Raw genomic sequence first — 18,770 nt, 5'->3', positions numbered from 1 at the left:
TGATTAGCGCCCCTTTCGGGGCGCCGGGATTACAGTTTCTTGGCTTTCTCGATCGCTTCGTCGATGCTGCCGACCATGTAGAACGCTTGTTCTGGCAGGTGGTCGTAGTCACCTTTGAGGATGCCGCTGAAGCCAGCGATGGTGTCCTTGAGCGAAACGTACTTGCCTGGCGAGCCGGTGAAGACTTCGGCCACAAAGAACGGCTGCGACAGGAAGCGCTGGATCTTACGAGCGCGGGCAACCAGTTGCTTGTCGGCTTCGGACAGCTCGTCCATACCCAGGATCGCGATGATGTCTTTCAGCTCTTTGTAGCGCTGCAGAACATACTGAACGCCACGAGCGGTCTCGTAGTGCTCGGTGCCGATCACGTTCGGGTCCAGCTGGCGCGAAGTCGAGTCCAGTGGGTCGACCGCTGGGTAGATACCCAGGGAGGCGATGTCACGGGACAGAACGACGGTGGCGTCCAAGTGGGCGAAGGTGGTCGCTGGCGACGGGTCGGTCAGGTCGTCCGCAGGTACGTATACGGCCTGAACGGAGGTGATCGAACCTTCTTTGGTCGAAGTGATGCGCTCTTGCAGAACGCCCATCTCTTCGGCCAGGGTCGGCTGGTAACCTACTGCCGAAGGCATACGGCCCAGCAGTGCGGATACTTCGGTACCGGCCAGGGTGTAACGATAAATGTTGTCGACGAACAGCAGAACGTCGTTACCTTCGTCACGGAACTTCTCAGCCATGGTCAGGCCGGTCAGCGCAACGCGCAGACGGTTTCCTGGTGGCTCGTTCATCTGACCGTAGACCAGCGCTACCTTGTCGAGAACGTTGGAGTCCTTCATCTCGTGGTAGAAGTCGTTACCCTCACGAGTACGCTCACCCACACCAGCGAACACGGAGTAACCGCTGTGTTCCATGGCGATGTTACGGATCAGTTCCATCATGTTTACGGTCTTGCCGACACCGGCACCACCGAACAGACCAACCTTACCACCCTTGGCGAACGGGCAAACCAGGTCGATAACCTTGATGCCGGTTTCCAGCAGGTCGTTGCCGCCTGCCTGGTCAGCGAACGAAGGCGCTGGCTGGTGGATACCGCGACGCTCTTCTTCGCCGATCGGGCCGGCTTCGTCGATCGGGTTGCCGAGGACGTCCATGATACGGCCCAGAGTGGCCTTACCCACTGGAACGGAGATGGCCGCGCCGGTATCGACGACGTCCAGACCGCGCTTCAGGCCTTCGGTCGAGCCCATCGCAATGGTACGAACCACGCCGTCGCCCAGCTGCTGCTGAACTTCCAGGGTGGTTTCCGCGCCTTGTACTTTCAGCGCGTTGTAAACACTCGGCACGACGTCACGTGGGAATTCCACGTCGATGACGGCGCCGATGATTTGAACGATACGTCCGCTACTCATAGCTGGATCCTCTGAATTTTTGAACCGTTAAACCGCGGCAGCGCCGCCGACGATTTCCGAGATCTCCTGGGTGATCGCAGCCTGACGCGCCTTGTTGTAGATCAATTGCAGCTCTTTGATCAAATCACCGGCGTTGTCTGTGGCGTTCTTCATGGCGATCATCCGGGCCGCTTGTTCAGCAGCGTTGTTCTCGACCACCGCCTGGTATACCTGCGACTCCACGTAACGCACCATCAAGCCGTCCAGCAGCTCTTTTGCGTCGGGTTCGTACAGGTAATCCCAGTGATGCTTGAGATCCTGATCCGGGGTTGCCACCAACGGTACCAATTGCTCGACCGTCGGTTTTTGGGTCATGGTGTTGATGAACTTGTTCGAAACCACCGAGAGGCGATCGATACGGCCATCGAGGTAGGCGTCCAGCATCACTTTGACGGAACCGATCAGATCGTTGATCGATGGCTCTTCGCCCAGGTGGCTGATCGCGGCTACGACGTTGCCGCCAAAGATGCGGAAGAAAGTCGCACCCTTGCTGCCGATCACGCACAGGTCGATTTCCACGCCCTGTTCGCGGTTTGCGCTCATGTCCTTGACCAGGGCCTTGAACAGGTTGGTATTCAAGCCACCGCACAGACCACGGTCACTGCTCACCACGATATAACCGGCGCGCTTTACAGGGCGCTCGATCATGAACGGGTGGCGGTATTCCGGGTTGGCGTTGGCCAGATGACCGATCACCTGGCGGATACGCTCCGCGTAAGGACGGCTAGCAGCCATGCGCATTTGTGCTTTGCGCATTTTGCTGACCGCCACTTTCTCCATGGCGCTGGTAATTTTTTGCGTGCTTTTGATGCTCGCAATCTTACTGCGAATCTCTTTTGCGCCTGCCATGTATCACCTATCAGGTTAGCAAGCGGGGGCCGGAGCCCCCGCTGCGGCTTACCAGGTCTGGGTGGCCTTGAACTTCTCGATACCGGCTTTCATGCCAGCGTCGATTTCGTCGTTGAAGTCACCTTTCACGTTGATCTTGGCCAACAGCTCGGCGTGATCGCGGTGGAAGTAGGCGATCAGCGCTTGCTCGAAGCTGCCGACCTTGGAGACTTCTACGTCAGTCAGGAAACCACGCTCAGCGGCGTACAGCGACAGGGCCATGTCGGCGATCGACATTGGCGCGTACTGCTTCTGCTTCATCAGCTCGGTAACGCGCTGACCATGCTCCAGCTGCTTGCGGGTAGCCTCGTCCAGATCCGAAGCGAACTGGGCGAATGCAGCCAGTTCACGGTACTGAGCCAGTGCGGTACGGATACCGCCGGACAGTTTCTTGATGATCTTGGTCTGAGCGGCACCACCTACACGGGATACCGAAACACCGGCGTTCACTGCTGGGCGGATGCCCGAGTTGAACATGGCCGATTCCAGGAAGATCTGACCGTCGGTGATCGAGATCACGTTGGTCGGAACGAACGCGGAAACGTCGCCAGCCTGGGTTTCGATGATCGGCAGGGCGGTCAGGGAACCGGTCTTGCCAGTCACTGCGCCGTTGGTGAACTTCTCGACGTACTCTTCCGAAACGCGCGATGCACGCTCCAGCAGACGGGAGTGGAGATAGAACACGTCGCCTGGGTACGCTTCACGTCCTGGTGGACGGCGCAGCAGCAGGGAGATCTGACGGTAGGCAACAGCCTGCTTGGACAGGTCATCGTAGACGATCAGGGCGTCTTCACCGCGGTCACGGAAGAACTCGCCCATGGTGCAGCCGGCGTATGGCGCCAGGAACTGCAGTGCGGCGGATTCCGAAGCACTGGCAACGACCACGATGGTGTTGGCCAGGGCGCCGGCTTCTTCGAGCTTGCGAACGATGTTGGCAACGGTCGAACGCTTTTGGCCGACAGCCACATAAACACAGAAAATACCGGAGTCTTTCTGGTTGATGATGGCGTCGATGGCCATGGCGGTCTTGCCGATCTGGCGGTCACCGATGATCAGCTCGCGCTGGCCACGGCCGACTGGGATCATGGCGTCGACGGACTTGTAGCCAGTCTGTACAGGCTGGTCTACCGACTTACGCCAGATCACGCCTGGGGCCACTTTCTCGACCGCGTCGGTCTGGGTGTTGCCCAGAGGACCTTTGCCGTCGATCGGGTTGCCCAGTGCGTCAACAACGCGACCCAGCAGTTCCTTACCAACCGGAACTTCCAGGATGCGGCCGGTGCACTTGGCGCTCATGCCTTCGGCGAGGGTGTCATAGGCACCCAGGATCACTGCACCTACGGAGTCTTGCTCCAGGTTCAGTGCCATGCCGAACACGCTGCCAGGGAACTCGATCATTTCGCCGTACATGACGTCGGCCAGACCGTGGATCCGCACGATACCGTCGGATACCGAAACAACGGTACCTTCGTTACGGGCTTGGGAGCCGACATCGAGTTTCTCGATGCGACCCTTGATGATTTCACTAATTTCGGAAGGATTGAGTTGCTGCATTGCTCTGCTGCCCCTTCAAACTCAAGATTTCAATGCTTCGGCCAGTTTCGCGATCTTGCCGCGAACCGAGCCATCGATTACCAGGTCGCCGGCGCGGATGACGACGCCGCCGATCAGGCTGGCATCCTCCGACGCGTGCAGGCGCACTTCCCGGCTGAGCCGTGCACTGAGAACCTTGGCGAGTTTGTCTTGCTGTTCTTGGTTCAACGCAAAAGCACTGGTGACTTCCACGTCCACGGATTTCTCTTGCTCGGCCTTGTACAGGTCGAACAGAGCGGCGATCTCCGGCAGAAGCAGGAGACGGTCGTTTTCCGCGGCAACATGAATGAAATTCTGTGCCTGTACATCGAACTTGTCACCGCACACTTCAATGAATGCGGCGGCCTTTTCTGCGCTAGTCAGTTGCGGGGCCTTGAGCAGGCGCTGCATGGTGCCGTCTTCCGACACCGCAGCAGCCAGGCCGAGCATGGCTGACCAATTGGCCAGTTGCTGCTGGGCCTGGGCGTGCTCGAAAGCTGCCTTAGCGTAAGGTCGGGCCAACGTGGTCAGTTCTGCCATGATCGCCCTCGCTTAAATTTCAGCGGCCAGTTTGTTAACCAGCTCCGCATGCGCGTTTTGATCGATTGTGGCGCCAAGGATCTTTTCAGCGCCGCCAACGGCCAGGGCACCCACTTGGGCACGCAGGGCGTCTTTGATGCTGTTCAGTTCCTGTTCGATCTCGGCTTGAGCCTGAGCCTTCACACGGTCAGCTTCGACGCGAGCCTGATCACGGGCTTCCTCGACAAGCTGAGCAGCGCGTTTCTTGCTTTGCTCAATGATTTCGGCTGCCTGTGCTTTTGCTTCACGCAGTTGCTGACCCGCTTTCTCTTGGGCCAGCTCCAGGTCGCGAGCTGCGCGGTTGGCAGCGTCCAAGCCGTCGGCAATCTTCTTTTGGCGCTCGTGCAGAGCAGTGATGACCGGAGGCCATACATACTTCATGCAGAACAGCACAAAAATCAGAAAAGCAACGGATTGGCCAATCAGGGTTGCATTAATGTTCACGCCAACACCTCGCTCGGTCTTTGTCCATCACACCAATCAACTCGTAGGAACGAGTGATTAGCCGGCGATCTGACCAACGAAGGGATTCGCGAAGGTGAAGAACAGAGCGATACCAACACCGATCATGGTTACGGCGTCGAGCAGACCGGCAACGATGAACATTTTGACCTGCAGCATCGGAACCATCTCAGGCTGACGAGCAGCGCCTTCCAGGAACTTGCCGCCCAGCAGGCCGAAACCAATGGCGGTACCCAGAGCACCCAGGCCGATCAGCAGAGCAACAGCGATAGCGGTCAGACCAACTACAGTTTCCATCTTTCCTCCCGACTTTTACGTCGTATTGGTTAGGTTTTTTAATTGAAGCGGTAAAACAAATCGTTTGAAACAACTGCCCTTGCGGACTTTTTCAGTCTTCCCCCCGAACAGGCGGGGAAGACTATCAGACACGCCAGGCGGTCTTAATGGTTATCTTCGTGCGCCATCGACAGGTAGACGATGGTGAGCATCATGAAGATGAATGCTTGCAGCGTGATGATCAGGATGTGGAACACCGCCCACGCCCACTGCAGCACCACACCCAGGCCGCTGAGCCAGAGGATGCCGGTGCCGAACATCACGGCGATCAGGATGAACACCAGCTCGCCGGCATACATGTTGCCGAACAGACGCAGTGCCAGGGAGATCGGTTTGGCGATCAGGGTGACGAATTCCAGCAGGAAGTTCACCGGGATCAGCAGGATCTGCACGAAGATGTTCTTGCTACCGAACGGGTGGAGCGTGAGCTCACCGATGAAGCCGCCGATGCCCTTGACCTTGATGCTGTAGAAGATGATCAGCGCGAACACACTCAGGGCCATGCCCAGGGTGGCGTTCGGGTCGGTGGTCGATACGGCACGGAACGGAATGTGCGGATCGCCCGAGATCAGGATCGCCAGCTGCGGAATCCAGTCGACCGGTACCAGGTCGATGGCGTTCATCAGGAACACCCAGACGAAGATGGTCAGGGCCAGCGGTGCGATGACCGGGCTACGACCGTGGAACGAGTCCTTCACGCTGCCGTGAACGAAGTCGACCAGTACTTCGACGAAGTTCTGCAGGGCGCCAGGCTGACCGGAGGTCGCCTTCTTGGCCGCCATGCGGAAGATGAACAGGAAGATCAGACCCAGTGCAACGGACCAGCCCAGGGTGTCCAGGTGGAATGCCCAGAAGCCCATTGCCTTGGCTTCGGCAGCCGAATGGGCCAGGCCCCAACTGCCGTCTGGTAGTTGACCGTAGGTCAGGTTCTGCAAGTGGTGCTGGATATAGCCCGAAGCGGTTTCTGCTGCCATGGTTGCCTCAAACGCCCTAAGGTCTCGAAAGTCTTTTATTCATCAGCAGTGGCGCGAACCAGCTGACCGTGAGAGTCAGCAGGAAGACGCCGAATACTGCTAACGGCGCCAGTGGCTTCACTCCTGCAAAGGTCAGTGCGAACAGCACTGCCGTCAAAATCAATTTGCCTGCCTCGCCTGCGTAGAACGACTTGACGATGGCCTGCGCCGCCCGGGCTCCGCTGAAGCGAAAAGCCTTCCAGGCGAAATACACGTTGGGCAGCCAGCCTATCAAGCCTCCACAGAGGCCCGAATAACCGCTGACCTTGCCCTGCCACTGCCACAACACCAACGTTGCCAGCAATAACACCCCAAATTGAGCCAGCAGTACCGGGAAAACCGCCCAGCGATGGAAAGGCAGGCGGTTTGGCGTGCGGATTTCCATCAAAACTGCTCCTCGAAAGTCGACTGCCCAGTCAGCTATGACTTGGCATAATTTGTGCCGACAAAATGCGCGCAGAGTATAGGGGTGGATTAACCCCTATTCAACTCTTGGGTAGTGATTTCCGACTGCGCGCTACAACGGGAATTGTTTCAGCGGATGTGAGCAAGTACACCCTGAAGCTCGTCGAGGGAGTTGTAGCGAATGACCAACTGGCCCTTGCCCTTGTCACCATGGCGAATCTGCACCGAAGAGCCCAGGCGCTCTGCCAGCCGCTGTTCCAGCCGGGCAATATCCGGATCAGGTTTGCTCGATTCCACCGGCTCAGGCTTGCCGTTGAGCCACTGACGCACCAGTGCCTCGGTTTGGCGCACGGTGAGGCCTCGTGCGACAACATGTCGCGCCCCTTCTTCCTGCCTGCTTTCCTCAAGCCCCAGCAATGCGCGCGCATGGCCCATTTCCAGGTCGCCGTGGGCGAGCATGGTCTTGATCGCCTCAGGGAGGCTGATCAGGCGCAGCAGGTTGGCTACGGTGACGCGCGACTTGCCCACGGCATCGGCCACCTGTTGCTGGGTCAGCTCGAACTCCTGCTGCAACCGCTGCAGGGCAAGGGCTTCTTCCAGCGGGTTGAGATCCTCGCGCTGGATGTTTTCGATCAGCGCCATCGCGATGGCTGCTTCGTCAGGCACTTCACGGACCATGGCCGGAATAGTGTCCAGACCAGCCTGCTGGGTGGCGCGCCAGCGACGTTCACCGGCGATGATCTCGTAGCGGCCTTCGCCAATCGGGCGAACCACGATCGGCTGCATCACACCATGATTGCGGATCGAATGCGCCAGCTCTTCCAGCGCCTCCGGGTCCATGTCACGGCGAGGTTGGTACTTGCCACGCTGGATCAGTTCGACCGGCAGGCGCTGCAGTTCCTTCTGGTCGACCGTGACAGCCTGCTCTTCGAGCGCGCTGACGGAAGGACCACTGAGCAGTGCATCCAACCCACGTCCGAGACCGCGTTTCTTGATGGCCATGCGGATTCCTTAAGTTGTTTGTGCAGTGCGGGATTGACGGCGCTGACGGCGCACCAGTTCCCCGGCCAAGGCCAGGTAGGCGAGCGCACCACGTGACTGCTTGTCGTAAGCCAGCGCCGGCATACCGAAGCTCGGAGCCTCGGCCAGGCGAATGTTGCGCGGAATCACGGTGTCGTAGAGCTGATCGCCGAAATGCTCCTTGAGCTGGGCCGAAACATCGTTGTTCAGGCTCAGGCGCGGGTCGTACATTGTCCTCAGCAGGCCTTCGATCTTCAGCTCCGGGTTCAACCGGGCAGCGATGCGCTTGATGTTATCCACAAGGTCGCTCAGGCCTTCCAGCGCGTAGTACTCGCACTGCATGGGAATGATCACGCCATCGGAAGCGACCAAGGCGTTCAGCGTCAGCATCGACAAAGAAGGCGGGCAGTCGATGAGGATGTAGTCGTAGTTGTCGCGGATAGGCGCCAGCGCGTTACGCAGGCGGCTCTCCTTCATCTGCATTTCCAGCAGCACCACCTCTGCGGCGGTGAGGTCACGGTTGGCGGGCAACAGCTGGAAGCCGCCGTGCTCGGAGTACTGCATGGCCTGGGCCAGGTCGCATTCCCCGATCAACAGGTCGTACACCGAGTGCTCGAGCTCGTGCTTGTCCACACCGCTGCCCATGGTGGCGTTGCCCTGTGGATCGAGGTCGATCAGCAGCACGCGACGCTTGGTCGCGGCCAGCGATGCGGCGAGATTGATGCAGGTAGTGGTCTTGCCGACACCACCTTTCTGGTTCGCGATTGCGAATACCTTAGCCATTGTTGCGTGTGTTCCCAGTCAAGCCTTGCGGCGCAGTATCAGCAGATGGCGCTGGCCCTGGCAACCTGGAACGGTCAGGGCCTGCTCGCTTTCCACTGTGAAGTCTGCGGGCAATGCTACCAGTTCATCGGCAGGATGCAGCCCCTTCATTGCAAGCCATTGCGTTCGGGCGTCACCCAGGTGGCGGGTCCAGTTGGTGAAATTCTCCATGCTGCTGAAGGCGCGAGAGATGATGCCGCAGAACGGCTGCTCGGGCTGGACCTCTTCCACGCGGCTGTGGATAACCGTCAGGTTGTGGAGTTTCAGCTCCATCTTCACTTGCGTCAGGAAGCGGGTCTTCTTGCCGTTGCTGTCCAGCACCGTCACTTGCTTGTGCGGATGCAGGATAGCCAGCGGGATACCAGGCATGCCGCCGCCGCTGCCGACATCCAGCCAGCGCTGGGTGTCATTGTGGATAAACGGCATGACGCTGAGGCTATCGAGCAGATGGCGCGACACCATCTCGTCCGGATCGCGCACTGCGGTCAGGTTGTAGGCCTTGTTCCACTTGATCAACAGGGCCAGGTACCCCAGCAGCAGTTCGTGCTGCTGCGCACTCAGCTCGACTCCAAGCTGGCGCGCACCTGTGGACAACTCTTCGGCATGTTGCGGGGTGACCAGGGAACTCAAGCGCTTTGCTCCAATTCGCGGCCAGCGCCGCGTTTTTTCAGGTGAATCAGCAACAGGGAAATTGCCGCCGGGGTAACGCCGGGAATACGCGAAGCCTGGCCGAGAGTTTCCGGACGGGTCTGGCCGAGCTTGCTCTGGATTTCCTTGGACAACCCGGAAATGCCAGCGTAGTCGATATCCACAGGCAGGCGAGTGTCTTCGCTGGCGCGCAGCCTGGCGATCTCGTCCTGCTGGCGATCGATGTAGCCAGCGTACTTGGTCTTGATCTCGACCTGTTCGGCCACCTGTGGATCGATTACATCGCCGCCTGTGGCTTCGATCAGCCCGGCGTAGTCGATCTCGGGGCGCGCCAGCAAGTTGAGCAGGTTGTACTCGTGGGCCAACGGAGTACCGAACTTATCCACAACGGCCTGACCTTGCGGGGTACCCGGGCGGATCCAGGTGCTCTTCATGCGCTGTTCTTCGCGTTCGATGCCTTCGCGCTTGGCAGTGAAGGCGGCCCAGCGCTCATCGTCGACCAACCCCAGTTCGCGGCCTTTCTCGGTCAGACGCAGGTCAGCGTTGTCTTCGCGCAGGATCAGCCGGTATTCGGCACGCGAAGTGAACATGCGGTACGGCTCCTGGGTACCCAGGGTGATCAGGTCATCGACCAGCACGCCGATGTACGCCTCGTCACGGCGTGGGCACCAGCTTTCGCGCCCCTGCGCACGCAGCGCGGCGTTGGTGCCGGCCAGCAGGCCCTGCGCGCCGGCTTCTTCGTAGCCGGTGGTGCCGTTGATCTGACCTGCGAAGAACAACCCGCCGATGACTTTGGTCTCGAGGCTGTACTTGAGATCACGCGGATCGAAGTAGTCGTACTCGATGGCATAACCCGGACGCACGATGTGCGCGTTCTCCATGCCACGGATCGAACGAACGATCTGCAGTTGCACATCGAACGGCAGCGAGGTCGAGATGCCGTTGGGATACAGCTCATGGGTGTTCAAGCCTTCCGGCTCGATGAATACCTGATGGCTTTCCTTGTCGGCGAAGCGATGGATCTTGTCCTCGATCGACGGGCAGTAGCGCGGGCCAATGCCTTCGATCACACCGGAATACATCGGTGAACGGTCGAGGTTCGAGGCGATGATCTCGTGGGTACGGGCGTTGGTGTGGGTGATCCAGCAACTGACCTGCCGCGGATGCATCTGGGCACTGCCCATGAACGACATCACCGGGATCGGGGTATCGCCTGGCTGTTCGCCCATCACCGAGAAATCTACCGAGCGGCCATCGATACGCGGCGGTGTGCCAGTTTTCAAACGGCCGACACGCAGCGGCAGCTCACGCAGACGATGAGCCAGGGCAATGGCGGGAGGATCACCTGCGCGGCCACCGGAGTAATTCTGCAGGCCGATGTGGATAAGTCCACCGAGGAAGGTGCCGGTAGTCAGCACCACAGAGTCGGCGAAGAAGCGCAGGCCCATCTGTGTCACCACACCCTTGACCTGGTCCTGCTCGACGATCAGGTCATCGCAGGACTGCTGGAATATCCACAGGTTCGGCTGGTTTTCCAGGATCTCGCGGACTACGGCCTTGTAGATGGCGCGGTCGGCCTGTGCACGGGTGGCGCGTACCGCCGGCCCCTTGCGGTTGTTCAGGATGCGGAACTGGATGCCGCTCTTGTCGGTAGCCAGCGCCATGGCGCCGCCGAGCGCATCGATTTCCTTGACCAGGTGGCTCTTGCCGATGCCACCGATGGCCGGGTTGCAACTCATGTGACCGAGGGTTTCCACGTTATGGGTCAGCAGCAGGGTTTTTACACCCATGCGTGCGGACGCAAGCGCAGCCTCGGTACCGGCATGGCCGCCGCCGATGACGATCACTTCAAAACGGGAAGGGAAATCCACCACGCACCTCGTGCCTGTTTTTGCGAATAGAGAAGGTAAGCCGACAAGTATAGGGACATCACCCGCTCTAGTGAAACCGTCTGAGCAAATTTTGACCAATCTGTGGATGAATGGCGGCAATAGAAATCAAAAAGGAAAAATTTATAAAAGCTTTGTTTTTATGTTTATTCTTAGGCGGCTATCCACATGTGGATAAGTGATTTGAGGCCAGTATTCATGATGCCTGTAGAGAATCATAACCCTGTGTCGAAGGTAGGCTGAGGGCTCTGGATAACAGCGTTTAACCTGTGGATTAAAGTTTGTGTTACCCACAGGTGGGTTTGTCCTCAGAAAAAAAGCCTGGTTATCAACGGAGCTGAAGGGCAGTTTTCCACAGGGCTCCTGATGATCGTTTTAGCCTGTGGATGAGATTTACATGCGGGTGATCGAATCAAGAGAAGCCCGCTTCCGGGTTTCCGGCAGGCAAAAAAAAGCCGCTCCTCACTGGAGCGGCCTTGGTATTGCCGGGCTGTGCGTTACTTACCGATGCAGAAGCTCGAGAAGATCCTTCCGAGCAGGTCATCCGAGCTGAAGGCACCGGTGATCTCTCCCAGGGCTTGCTGAGCCTGGCGCAGGTCCTCTGCCAGCAACTCACCGGCGCCAGCGAGTGTCAGTTGGGCATGACCGTGATCAAGGTGTGCACTGGCCTGGCGCAGCGCATCCAGATGCCGCCTTCGTGCGCTGAAGCTGCTTTCCGCAGTCTGTTCATAACCCATGCAGGCTTTGAGGTGGTCACGCAGCAGATCCAGCCCCGTGGCATCGCCCTTTGCGCTGAGGGTGATCGTCACGTGGCCATCGTCACTCTGCTCGATGCCTGCACGCTCGCCACTCAGGTCGGCCTTGTTGCGAATCAGCGTGACCTTGGCCGGATCCGGCCGTTGATCGAGGAACTCGGGCCACAGTGCGAACGGATCGTTGGCCTCAGGCGCTGTGGAATCCACCACCAGCAGCACCCGGTCAGCTTCGCCAATGGCCTTGAGAGCACGCTCCACACCGATCTTTTCCACGTGATCGTCGGTAGCGCGCAGTCCTGCGGTATCCACCACGTGCAGCGGCATGCCATCGATGTGGATATGTTCGCGCAGAATGTCCCGGGTGGTGCCGGCGATGTCTGTGACGATTGCCGCTTCGCGACCAGCCAACTGGTTGAGCAGGCTGGACTTGCCGGCATTCGGACGGCCGGCGATCACGACGGTCATGCCATCGCGCAGCAGCGCGCCTTGGCCAGCCTCGCGCTGCACTGTGGATAAATCGTTCCTGACTGCTTCAAGCATCGTCAGCACGTGACCGTCGGCCAGGAAGTCGATTTCTTCTTCGGGAAAATCGATAGCCGCCTCGACATAAATCCGCAGTGCGATCAATGCCTCAGTCAATGCATGGACACGCTTGGAGAAGGCACCTTGCAGCGAACGCAGGGCATTGCGTGCGGCTTGGGTGGAACTGGCTTCGATCAGATCGGCGATCGCTTCAGCCTGGGCCAGGTCGAGCTTGTCGTTGAGGAACGCTCGCTCGCTGAACTCGCCAGGACGGGCAAGGCGGCAGCCCAATTCGACACAGCGCTGCAGCAGCATGTCGAGCACAACCGGCCCTCCATGCCCCTGCAGTTCCAGAACGTCTTCACCGGTGAACGAGTTGGGGCCAGGGAAGAACAGCGCGATGCCTTCATCCAGGACCAGGCCATCGTCGCCACGGAAGGGCCCGTAGTGAGCATGGCGCGGGGTCAGTGTACGTCCGGTGATGGCCTGACCGGCCTGGCTCGCCAATGGCCCGGACAAACGGACGATACCGACGCCACCACGGCCTTGGGCGGTGGCGATGGCGGCAATGGTTTCACGCACGGTATTCATGCTCGAAAGCCTCTACGACAAAACGACGGATAGCAAAAACGCCCCACGAGGGGGCGTTTTTATTCACAGGCTAATGGATCGGCCTGTCAAGCAGCAGCTTTTTTTGTTGCGGCTTCGATGCGACGGGTGATGTACCACTGCTGAGTGATCGACAGGCAGTTGTTCACAACCCAGTACAGCACCAGACCAGCCGGGAACCACAGGAAGAAGAAGGTGAAGATGATTGGCATCATTTTCATGACCTTCGCCTGCATCGGATCCGGTGGCGTCGGGTTCAGACGCTGCTGGATGAACATGGTGGCGCCCATGATGATCGGCAGGATGAAGAACGGATCCTTGATCGACAGGTCGGTAATCCACAGCATCCAAGGGGCCTGGCGCATCTCGACGCTTTCCAGCAGTACCCAGTACAAGGCCAGGAACACTGGCATCTGCACCAGGATCGGCAGGCAGCCACCCAGCGGGTTGATCTTCTCTTTCTTGTACAGCTCCATCATCGCCTGGGACATCTTCTGGCGATCATCGCCGAAGCGTTCCTTGAGCTGGGCCAGTTTTGGCGCCACGGCACGCATGCGCGCCATCGAACGGTAGCTGGCAGCCGACAGCGGGAAGAACAGGCCCTTGATGAGCATGGTCAGGACGATGATCGACCAGCCCCAGTTACCCAGCAGGCTGTGGATATGTTGCAGCAGCCAGAAGATCGGCTGGGCAATGAACCACAGGAAGCCATAGTCGACGGTCAGTTCCAGGCCTGGGGACAACTCCTTGAGCTTGGACTGGATCTTCGGACCGGCATACAACATGGCGCTGGTCTCGACCTTGCCGCCGGCAGGCACGTTCAGCGCGGGGCCGGTGTAGCCGATGATGTAGTTGCCCTGGCTGTCCTTGCGGGTCTGTACCACATTGTTGTCCGACTTGGCCGGAATCCACGCGGTCACGAAGTAGTGCTGCAGCCATGCTACCCAGCCGCCAGACACATTTTCTTTCAAACTTCCTTTGTCGATGTCCTTCATCGACACCTTCTTGTACGGCTCCGCACTTGTCCACAGGGCGGCGCCCAGGTAAGTCGCGGTACCGGTCGCGGTGCTCGAGGAAGGATCGGAGCTTGCGTCACGCTTGAGCTGGGCAAACATGTTGCCGGTCCAGGCCGCGCCGCTCTGGTTGTCGATCAGGTAGCTGACGGTCAGGTCGTACTCACCGCGCTTGAAGCTGAAGCGCTTGATGTAGTTGACGCCGTTCTCGCTGAACTTGAGGTCGACCACCAGTTGGTCCTGACCGTCGGTCAGTTGGAAGCTCTTCTGCTCTGCAGCGTACAGCGGACGACCGCTCGAACGGGCATCCGGGCCATTCGCGCCGGTCAGGCCGCTCTGTGCCAGATAAACACGCTCGCCACCGTTGTCGAACAACTGGAAGGCGATGTCCGGATGATCCTGACGGCGTGGGTACTTGGGCAGGGTCAGCTGGACGATGTCACCGCCGACCGGGTCGATAGCCAGGTCCAGGACATCGGTCTTGACCCGGATCAGGTCCTTGCTGAGCGCGACTGGCGCGATTTCAGCGGGGCTGGCTTCGGCATTGGCGCTCGGCACATCGGCGCTGGCGCCGTTATTGCTTGCCGGCACGGTGTCCGGCAGTGCCGGTGCAGCGTTGCTGGCAGCAGTATGCTGAGTCGGCAGGGCTGCCTGACCATAGTCCTGGTTCCACTTGAGGACCAGAACGTAGGACACGATTGCCAGGGCGACGATCAGGATCGTGCGTTTAATATCCATGATTACTCGGCTATCGAAGAAGTTCGGGAGGAAGGAGCAGGCGGGACGGGATCGAAACCGCCATCATTCCACGGATGACAACGACCCAGGCGACGAACGGCAAGCCACCCGCCACGCAAGAGGCCATGGTTTTCTATGGCTTCGTACGCGTAACAGGAGCAACTGGGGTAGAAACGACAGTGACTGGCCATCAGAGGACTGATGGCGTAACGGTAGAACTGGATCGGAACGAGGGCCAGTTTACGCATCGTGACTGTCTACCCGTGCGGAATCGGCAGGTACCGCTGGAGAGGGCCGACTGCGGGCCAGGCGCTTCCAGAGTTTGCCAAAGTGTTGGTGCAATTCTGGGTTTTCTATCTCACCCAACCCCTTGCGCGCGACGATCACGATATCCAGTCCAGCCAGGCTTTGCTGGTTCAGACGGAAAGAGTCGCGCATCAGGCGTTTGAGGCGGTTGCGTTGAACGGCGAGCTTGACGCTCTTCTTGCCGATCACCAGGCCGAGGCGTGGATGATCGAGGCCGTTCTCGCGGGCAAGGATGAGCAGGCTTTTCCCTGGAACCTTGCCGGTTGGGGAGTCGAAGACTGCTTTGAAATGCCGGGGTGTAAGCAGTCGCTTATCCCGACTGAAGTCCTGACTCACCACCTGTGCCGAAAAATCAAATTGCCAGACGCTTACGGCCTTTGGCACGACGACGCGACAGAACAGCGCGGCCGTTCTTGGTGGCCATACGGGCACGGAAACCGTGGGTGCGCGCGCGCTTGATGGTGCTTGGTTGGAAAGTACGTTTCATGGCGTGTTACCTGGGTTGTCGACAACGGGCCGGGATGGCCCCCTTTTTAAGAGACCGGCGATTCTAGAGAAAGCAAGACGATAGGTCAATTTCCAACCAGCATTCCTTATAGGCGGCCTTTCCTTCTGGCTGGTCGAGAGAGCAGTTGATTCACACCGAACAGATGCTCAACATGAAAAAAAAGAGAGATATATAGAAAGCTTTTCTGAAGAACTTATAGATCTTAAGTGGATAAGTATCTGTGGATAACCTTCTGCAGGCCACAAGCTATCGACTGTACAGAGAATCATAAGTATGTCGGTAACAGGTGCTTTGGCTGTGCCGGAACCGCGGAAAAGCTGTGGATGGAAGTAGTGTTTATCCACAGATGAATTATCCACAGGGTTGGGCCCTGGGTTGTGCATAGGCCTCACGTGCCGTTATCCACAGGGCTTATTTTCGACTTGCAGGGTCGTTTTTGCCGCTAAATGACTGATTTGGCACAGCTCAACACGCCACGACATGTGGATAAGTGAATGCTCGCCCGGTACAATGGCGGTTTGTTTTTGCCTCATCCGGCTTTCAACTCAGGGGATATCCGTGTCAGTGGAACTTTGGCAGCAGTGCGTGGAGCTTCTGCGCGACGAACTGCCTGCCCAGCAATTCAACACCTGGATCCGTCCGCTACAGGTCGAAGCCGAAGGCGACGAGTTGCGCGTCTATGCGCCTAACCGTTTCGTTCTCGATTGGGTCAATGAAAAGTACCTCGGCCGCCTGCTCGAACTGCTGGGTGAACAAGGCAACGGCCTTGCACCTGCCCTCTCCTTATTAATAGGCAGTCGCCGTAGCTCCGCACCGAGGGCGGCACCTAACGCGCCGGTCAGTGCCGCGGTCGCTGCATCGCTGGCTCAGAGTCAGGCCAAGCCCCCCGTCCAGTCACCGGCGGTTGCCAGCGCACCGGTCACGGCGCCCGAACCTGCGTTGGTCAGTGAGGTGGAGGAATCTGCAGCCTCCCAGGATGGTTTCGACGGGATGGGCGATTCGACGCCTGCGCCTGCGGCGACCGCGCGCACTGAGCAACGGACAGTTCAGGTCGAAGGGGCGCTCAAGCACACCAGCTACCTGAACCGAACCTTCACCTTCGAGACCTTCGTGGAGGGTAAGTCCAACCAGCTGGCACGCGCTGCGGCCTGGCAGGTTGCCGACAACCCCAAGCACGGCTACAACCCACTCTTCCTTTATGGAGGCGTGGGCTTGGGTAAGACGCACTTGATGCATGCTGTGGGTAACCACCTGCTGAAGAAGAACCCGAATGCCAAGGTCGTCTACTTGCACTCGGAGCGTTTCGTCGCCGACATGGTCAAGGCGTTGCAGCTGAACGCCATCAACGAATTCAAGCGCTTCTACCGTTCGGTGGACGCGCTGTTGATCGACGATATCCAGTTCTTCGCCCGCAAGGAGCGTTCCCAGGAAGAGTTCTTCCACACCTTCAATGCCCTGCTCGAGGGTGGACAGCAGGTCATTCTCACCAGTGACCGCTATCCTAAAGAGATCGAAGGCCTGGAAGAGCGCCTGAAGTCGCGCTTTGGTTGGGGCCTGACCGTGGCTGTCGAGCCACCGGAACTGGAAACCCGTGTAGCGATCCTGATGAAGAAGGCCGACCAGGCCAAGGTCGAACTGCCGCACGATGCTGCGTTCTTCATCGCCCAGCGCATCCGCTCCAACGTGCGCGAACTGGAAGGCGCATTGAAGCGGGTGATCGCTCACTCGCACTTCATGGGGCGAGACATCACCATCGAGTTGATTCGCGAATCGCTCAAGGATCTGCTGGCACTGCAAGACAAGCTGGTCAGTGTGGATAACATCCAGCGCACGGTCGCCGAGTACTACAAGATCAAGATCTCCGATCTGTTGTCCAAGCGCCGCTCGCGCTCTGTCGCGCGCCCGCGGCAGGTGGCCATGGCGTTGTCCAAGGAGCTGACCAACCACAGTCTGCCGGAGATCGGCGATATGTTCGGCGGTCGGGACCACACCACCGTGCTGCACGCATGCCGCAAGATCAACGAATTGAAGGAATCCGACGCGGACATCCGCGAGGACTACAAGAACCTGCTGCGCACGCTGACCACCTGATGGGTGTCGGCGCAGCTCTTTGAAGGCAAGGGACTAGACCATGCATTTCACCATTCAACGCGAAGCCCTGTTGAAACCCCTGCAACTGGTCGCAGGCGTCGTCGAGCGCCGCCAGACCTTGCCGGTCCTGTCCAACGTGCTGCTGGTCGTGCAAGGCCAGCAGTTGTCGTTGACCGGTACCGACCTGGAAGTCGAACTGGTTGGCCGCGTGCAGCTGGAAGAGCCGGCTGAGCCCGGCGAGATCACCGTCCCGGCGCGTAAGCTGATGGATATCTGCAAGAGCTTGCCCAGCGATGCGCTGATCGATATCAAGGTCGATGAGCAGAAGCTGCTGGTCAAGGCTGGCCGCAGCCGTTTCACCCTGTCGACCCTGCCGGCCAACGACTTCCCCACCGTGGAAGAAGGCCCGGGTTCGCTCACCTGCAACCTGGAGCAGAGCAAACTGCGTCGCCTGATCGAGCGCACCAGCTTCGCCATGGCCCAGCAGGACGTTCGCTACTACCTCAACGGCATGCTGCTGGAAGTTTCCACCGACACCCTGCGCGCTGTCGCCACTGACGGTCACCGTCTGGCACTGTGCGCCATGCAGGCACCCATCGGCCAGGCCGAGCGTCACCAGGTCATCGTGCCGCGCAAAGGTATTCTGGAGCTGGCGCGTCTGCTGACCGATCCGGAGGGCATGGTCAGTATTGTCCTGGGCCAGCACCACATTCGTGCGACCACCGGTGAGTTCACCTTTACCTCGAAACTGGTGGACGGCAAGTTCCCGGATTACGAGCGTGTACTGCCCAAGGGCGGTGACAAGCTGGTGATCGGTGATCGCCAGGCGCTGCGTGAAGCCTTCAGCCGTACTGCGATCCTGTCCAACGAGAAGTACCGCGGCATCCGCCTGCAACTGGCCTCCGGCCAGCTGAAGATTCAGGCCAACAACCCCGAGCAGGAAGAAGCTGAAGAAGAGATCAGCGTCGACTACGAAGGCGGTTCGCTGGAGATCGGCTTCAACGTCAGCTATCTGCTGGACGTCCTGGGAGTCATGACCACTGAGCAGGTTCGTCTGATTCTCGCCGACTCCAACAGCAGCGCCCTGCTGCAGGAAGCCGGTAATGACGACTCGTCCTACGTTGTCATGCCGATGCGTCTGTAACCTGT

The 18,770-nt window shown here is 59.0% G+C and carries 19 protein-coding genes; 2 read left to right on the top strand and 17 right to left on the bottom strand.

The features are described from left to right. Positions 1-29: 29 nt before the first annotated feature. The 17 genes from atpD to rpmH all read right to left on the bottom strand — a co-directional run bounded on the left by atpD (position 30) and on the right by rpmH (position 15,509). Positions 30-1,406, bottom strand: coding sequence for a F0F1 ATP synthase subunit beta (gene atpD / locus ACNFHO_RS10410; RefSeq protein WP_054893004.1), 1,377 nt, complete (start codon positions 1,404-1,406; stop codon positions 30-32). Between the two features lie 27 nt (positions 1,407-1,433). Then, positions 1,434-2,294, bottom strand: a complete 861-nt coding sequence (gene atpG, locus ACNFHO_RS10405) for a F0F1 ATP synthase subunit gamma (protein ID WP_003253195.1) — start codon at positions 2,292-2,294, stop codon at positions 1,434-1,436. 48 nt (positions 2,295-2,342) lie between these two features. Then, on the bottom strand, positions 2,343-3,887 hold the full coding sequence (gene atpA / locus ACNFHO_RS10400) for a F0F1 ATP synthase subunit alpha (RefSeq protein ID WP_054893006.1): 1,545 nt from the start codon (positions 3,885-3,887) through the stop codon (positions 2,343-2,345). Positions 3,888-3,908: 21 nt separating this feature from the next. Continuing rightward, positions 3,909-4,445: a F0F1 ATP synthase subunit delta gene (locus ACNFHO_RS10395; protein WP_054893007.1), complete on the bottom strand. Its 537-nt coding sequence runs from the start codon at positions 4,443-4,445 to the stop codon at positions 3,909-3,911. 12 nt (positions 4,446-4,457) lie between these two features. Further along, positions 4,458-4,928 carry a F0F1 ATP synthase subunit B gene (locus ACNFHO_RS10390; protein ID WP_054893008.1) on the bottom strand — a complete coding sequence of 157 codons (471 nt, stop codon included), beginning with the start codon at positions 4,926-4,928 and terminating at the stop codon, positions 4,458-4,460. 57 nt (positions 4,929-4,985) lie between these two features. After that, positions 4,986-5,243 (bottom strand): F0F1 ATP synthase subunit C, encoded by a 258-nt coding sequence (gene atpE, locus ACNFHO_RS10385; protein WP_003097235.1) that lies wholly within the window; start codon positions 5,241-5,243, stop codon positions 4,986-4,988. Positions 5,244-5,386: 143 nt separating this feature from the next. Next, positions 5,387-6,256: a F0F1 ATP synthase subunit A gene (gene atpB / locus ACNFHO_RS10380; RefSeq protein WP_054893009.1), complete on the bottom strand. Its 870-nt coding sequence runs from the start codon at positions 6,254-6,256 to the stop codon at positions 5,387-5,389. A gap of 16 nt (positions 6,257-6,272) precedes the next feature. After that, positions 6,273-6,680 carry a F0F1 ATP synthase subunit I gene (locus ACNFHO_RS10375; protein ID WP_054893010.1) on the bottom strand — a complete coding sequence of 136 codons (408 nt, stop codon included), beginning with the start codon at positions 6,678-6,680 and terminating at the stop codon, positions 6,273-6,275. 149 nt (positions 6,681-6,829) lie between these two features. After that, entirely contained in the window at positions 6,830-7,702 is an 873-nt protein-coding gene (locus ACNFHO_RS10370; RefSeq protein ID WP_054893011.1) for a ParB/RepB/Spo0J family partition protein, read from the bottom strand. 9 nt (positions 7,703-7,711) lie between these two features. Next, positions 7,712-8,503 (bottom strand): ParA family protein, encoded by a 792-nt coding sequence (locus ACNFHO_RS10365; protein WP_063541904.1) that lies wholly within the window; start codon positions 8,501-8,503, stop codon positions 7,712-7,714. A gap of 18 nt (positions 8,504-8,521) precedes the next feature. Then, positions 8,522-9,172 (bottom strand): 16S rRNA (guanine(527)-N(7))-methyltransferase RsmG, encoded by a 651-nt coding sequence (rsmG, locus tag ACNFHO_RS10360; protein ID WP_416766174.1) that lies wholly within the window; start codon positions 9,170-9,172, stop codon positions 8,522-8,524. Next, positions 9,169-11,061, bottom strand: a complete 1,893-nt coding sequence (gene mnmG / locus ACNFHO_RS10355) for a tRNA uridine-5-carboxymethylaminomethyl(34) synthesis enzyme MnmG (protein WP_063541908.1) — start codon at positions 11,059-11,061, stop codon at positions 9,169-9,171. Before mnmG ends, rsmG begins: the two co-directional genes overlap by 4 nt. A 515-nt stretch (positions 11,062-11,576) precedes the next feature. Further along, the gene (mnmE, locus tag ACNFHO_RS10350; RefSeq protein WP_416766172.1) at positions 11,577-12,947 is read right to left on the bottom strand and encodes a tRNA uridine-5-carboxymethylaminomethyl(34) synthesis GTPase MnmE; all 1,371 of its coding nucleotides are present in this window, start codon (positions 12,945-12,947) and stop codon (positions 11,577-11,579) included. A gap of 86 nt (positions 12,948-13,033) precedes the next feature. Beyond that, entirely contained in the window at positions 13,034-14,716 is a 1,683-nt protein-coding gene (gene yidC / locus ACNFHO_RS10345; RefSeq protein ID WP_063541912.1) for a membrane protein insertase YidC, read from the bottom strand. Positions 14,717-14,718: 2 nt separating this feature from the next. Further along, a complete protein-coding gene (gene yidD, locus ACNFHO_RS10340; RefSeq protein ID WP_011536514.1) occupies positions 14,719-14,964 on the bottom strand; it encodes a membrane protein insertion efficiency factor YidD in 246 nt (81 codons plus the stop codon). After that, on the bottom strand, positions 14,957-15,361 hold the full coding sequence (rnpA, locus tag ACNFHO_RS10335; protein WP_081255180.1) for a ribonuclease P protein component: 405 nt from the start codon (positions 15,359-15,361) through the stop codon (positions 14,957-14,959). Before rnpA ends, yidD begins: the two co-directional genes overlap by 8 nt. A 13-nt stretch (positions 15,362-15,374) precedes the next feature. After that, on the bottom strand, positions 15,375-15,509 hold the full coding sequence (gene rpmH, locus ACNFHO_RS10330; RefSeq protein WP_003253163.1) for a 50S ribosomal protein L34: 135 nt from the start codon (positions 15,507-15,509) through the stop codon (positions 15,375-15,377). A 579-nt stretch (positions 15,510-16,088) separates the two neighbouring features. On the opposite strand from rpmH, the gene dnaA reads away from it, so the two are divergent. Both dnaA and dnaN read left to right on the top strand, forming a co-directional pair. Next, positions 16,089-17,621 carry a chromosomal replication initiator protein DnaA gene (gene dnaA / locus ACNFHO_RS10325; protein WP_063541914.1) on the top strand — a complete coding sequence of 511 codons (1,533 nt, stop codon included), beginning with the start codon at positions 16,089-16,091 and terminating at the stop codon, positions 17,619-17,621. A gap of 40 nt (positions 17,622-17,661) precedes the next feature. Beyond that, on the top strand, positions 17,662-18,765 hold the full coding sequence (dnaN, locus tag ACNFHO_RS10320; RefSeq protein ID WP_054893018.1) for a DNA polymerase III subunit beta: 1,104 nt from the start codon (positions 17,662-17,664) through the stop codon (positions 18,763-18,765). Positions 18,766-18,770 lie beyond the last annotated feature (5 nt).

Source organism: Pseudomonas sp. NY15374 (assembly GCF_048068255.1).
Classification (GTDB): Bacteria; Pseudomonadota; Gammaproteobacteria; order Pseudomonadales; family Pseudomonadaceae; genus Aquipseudomonas; species Aquipseudomonas machongensis.
Note: the sequence above shows the minus strand (reverse complement) of the source record. Positions and strands in the feature narration are given on the sequence as shown.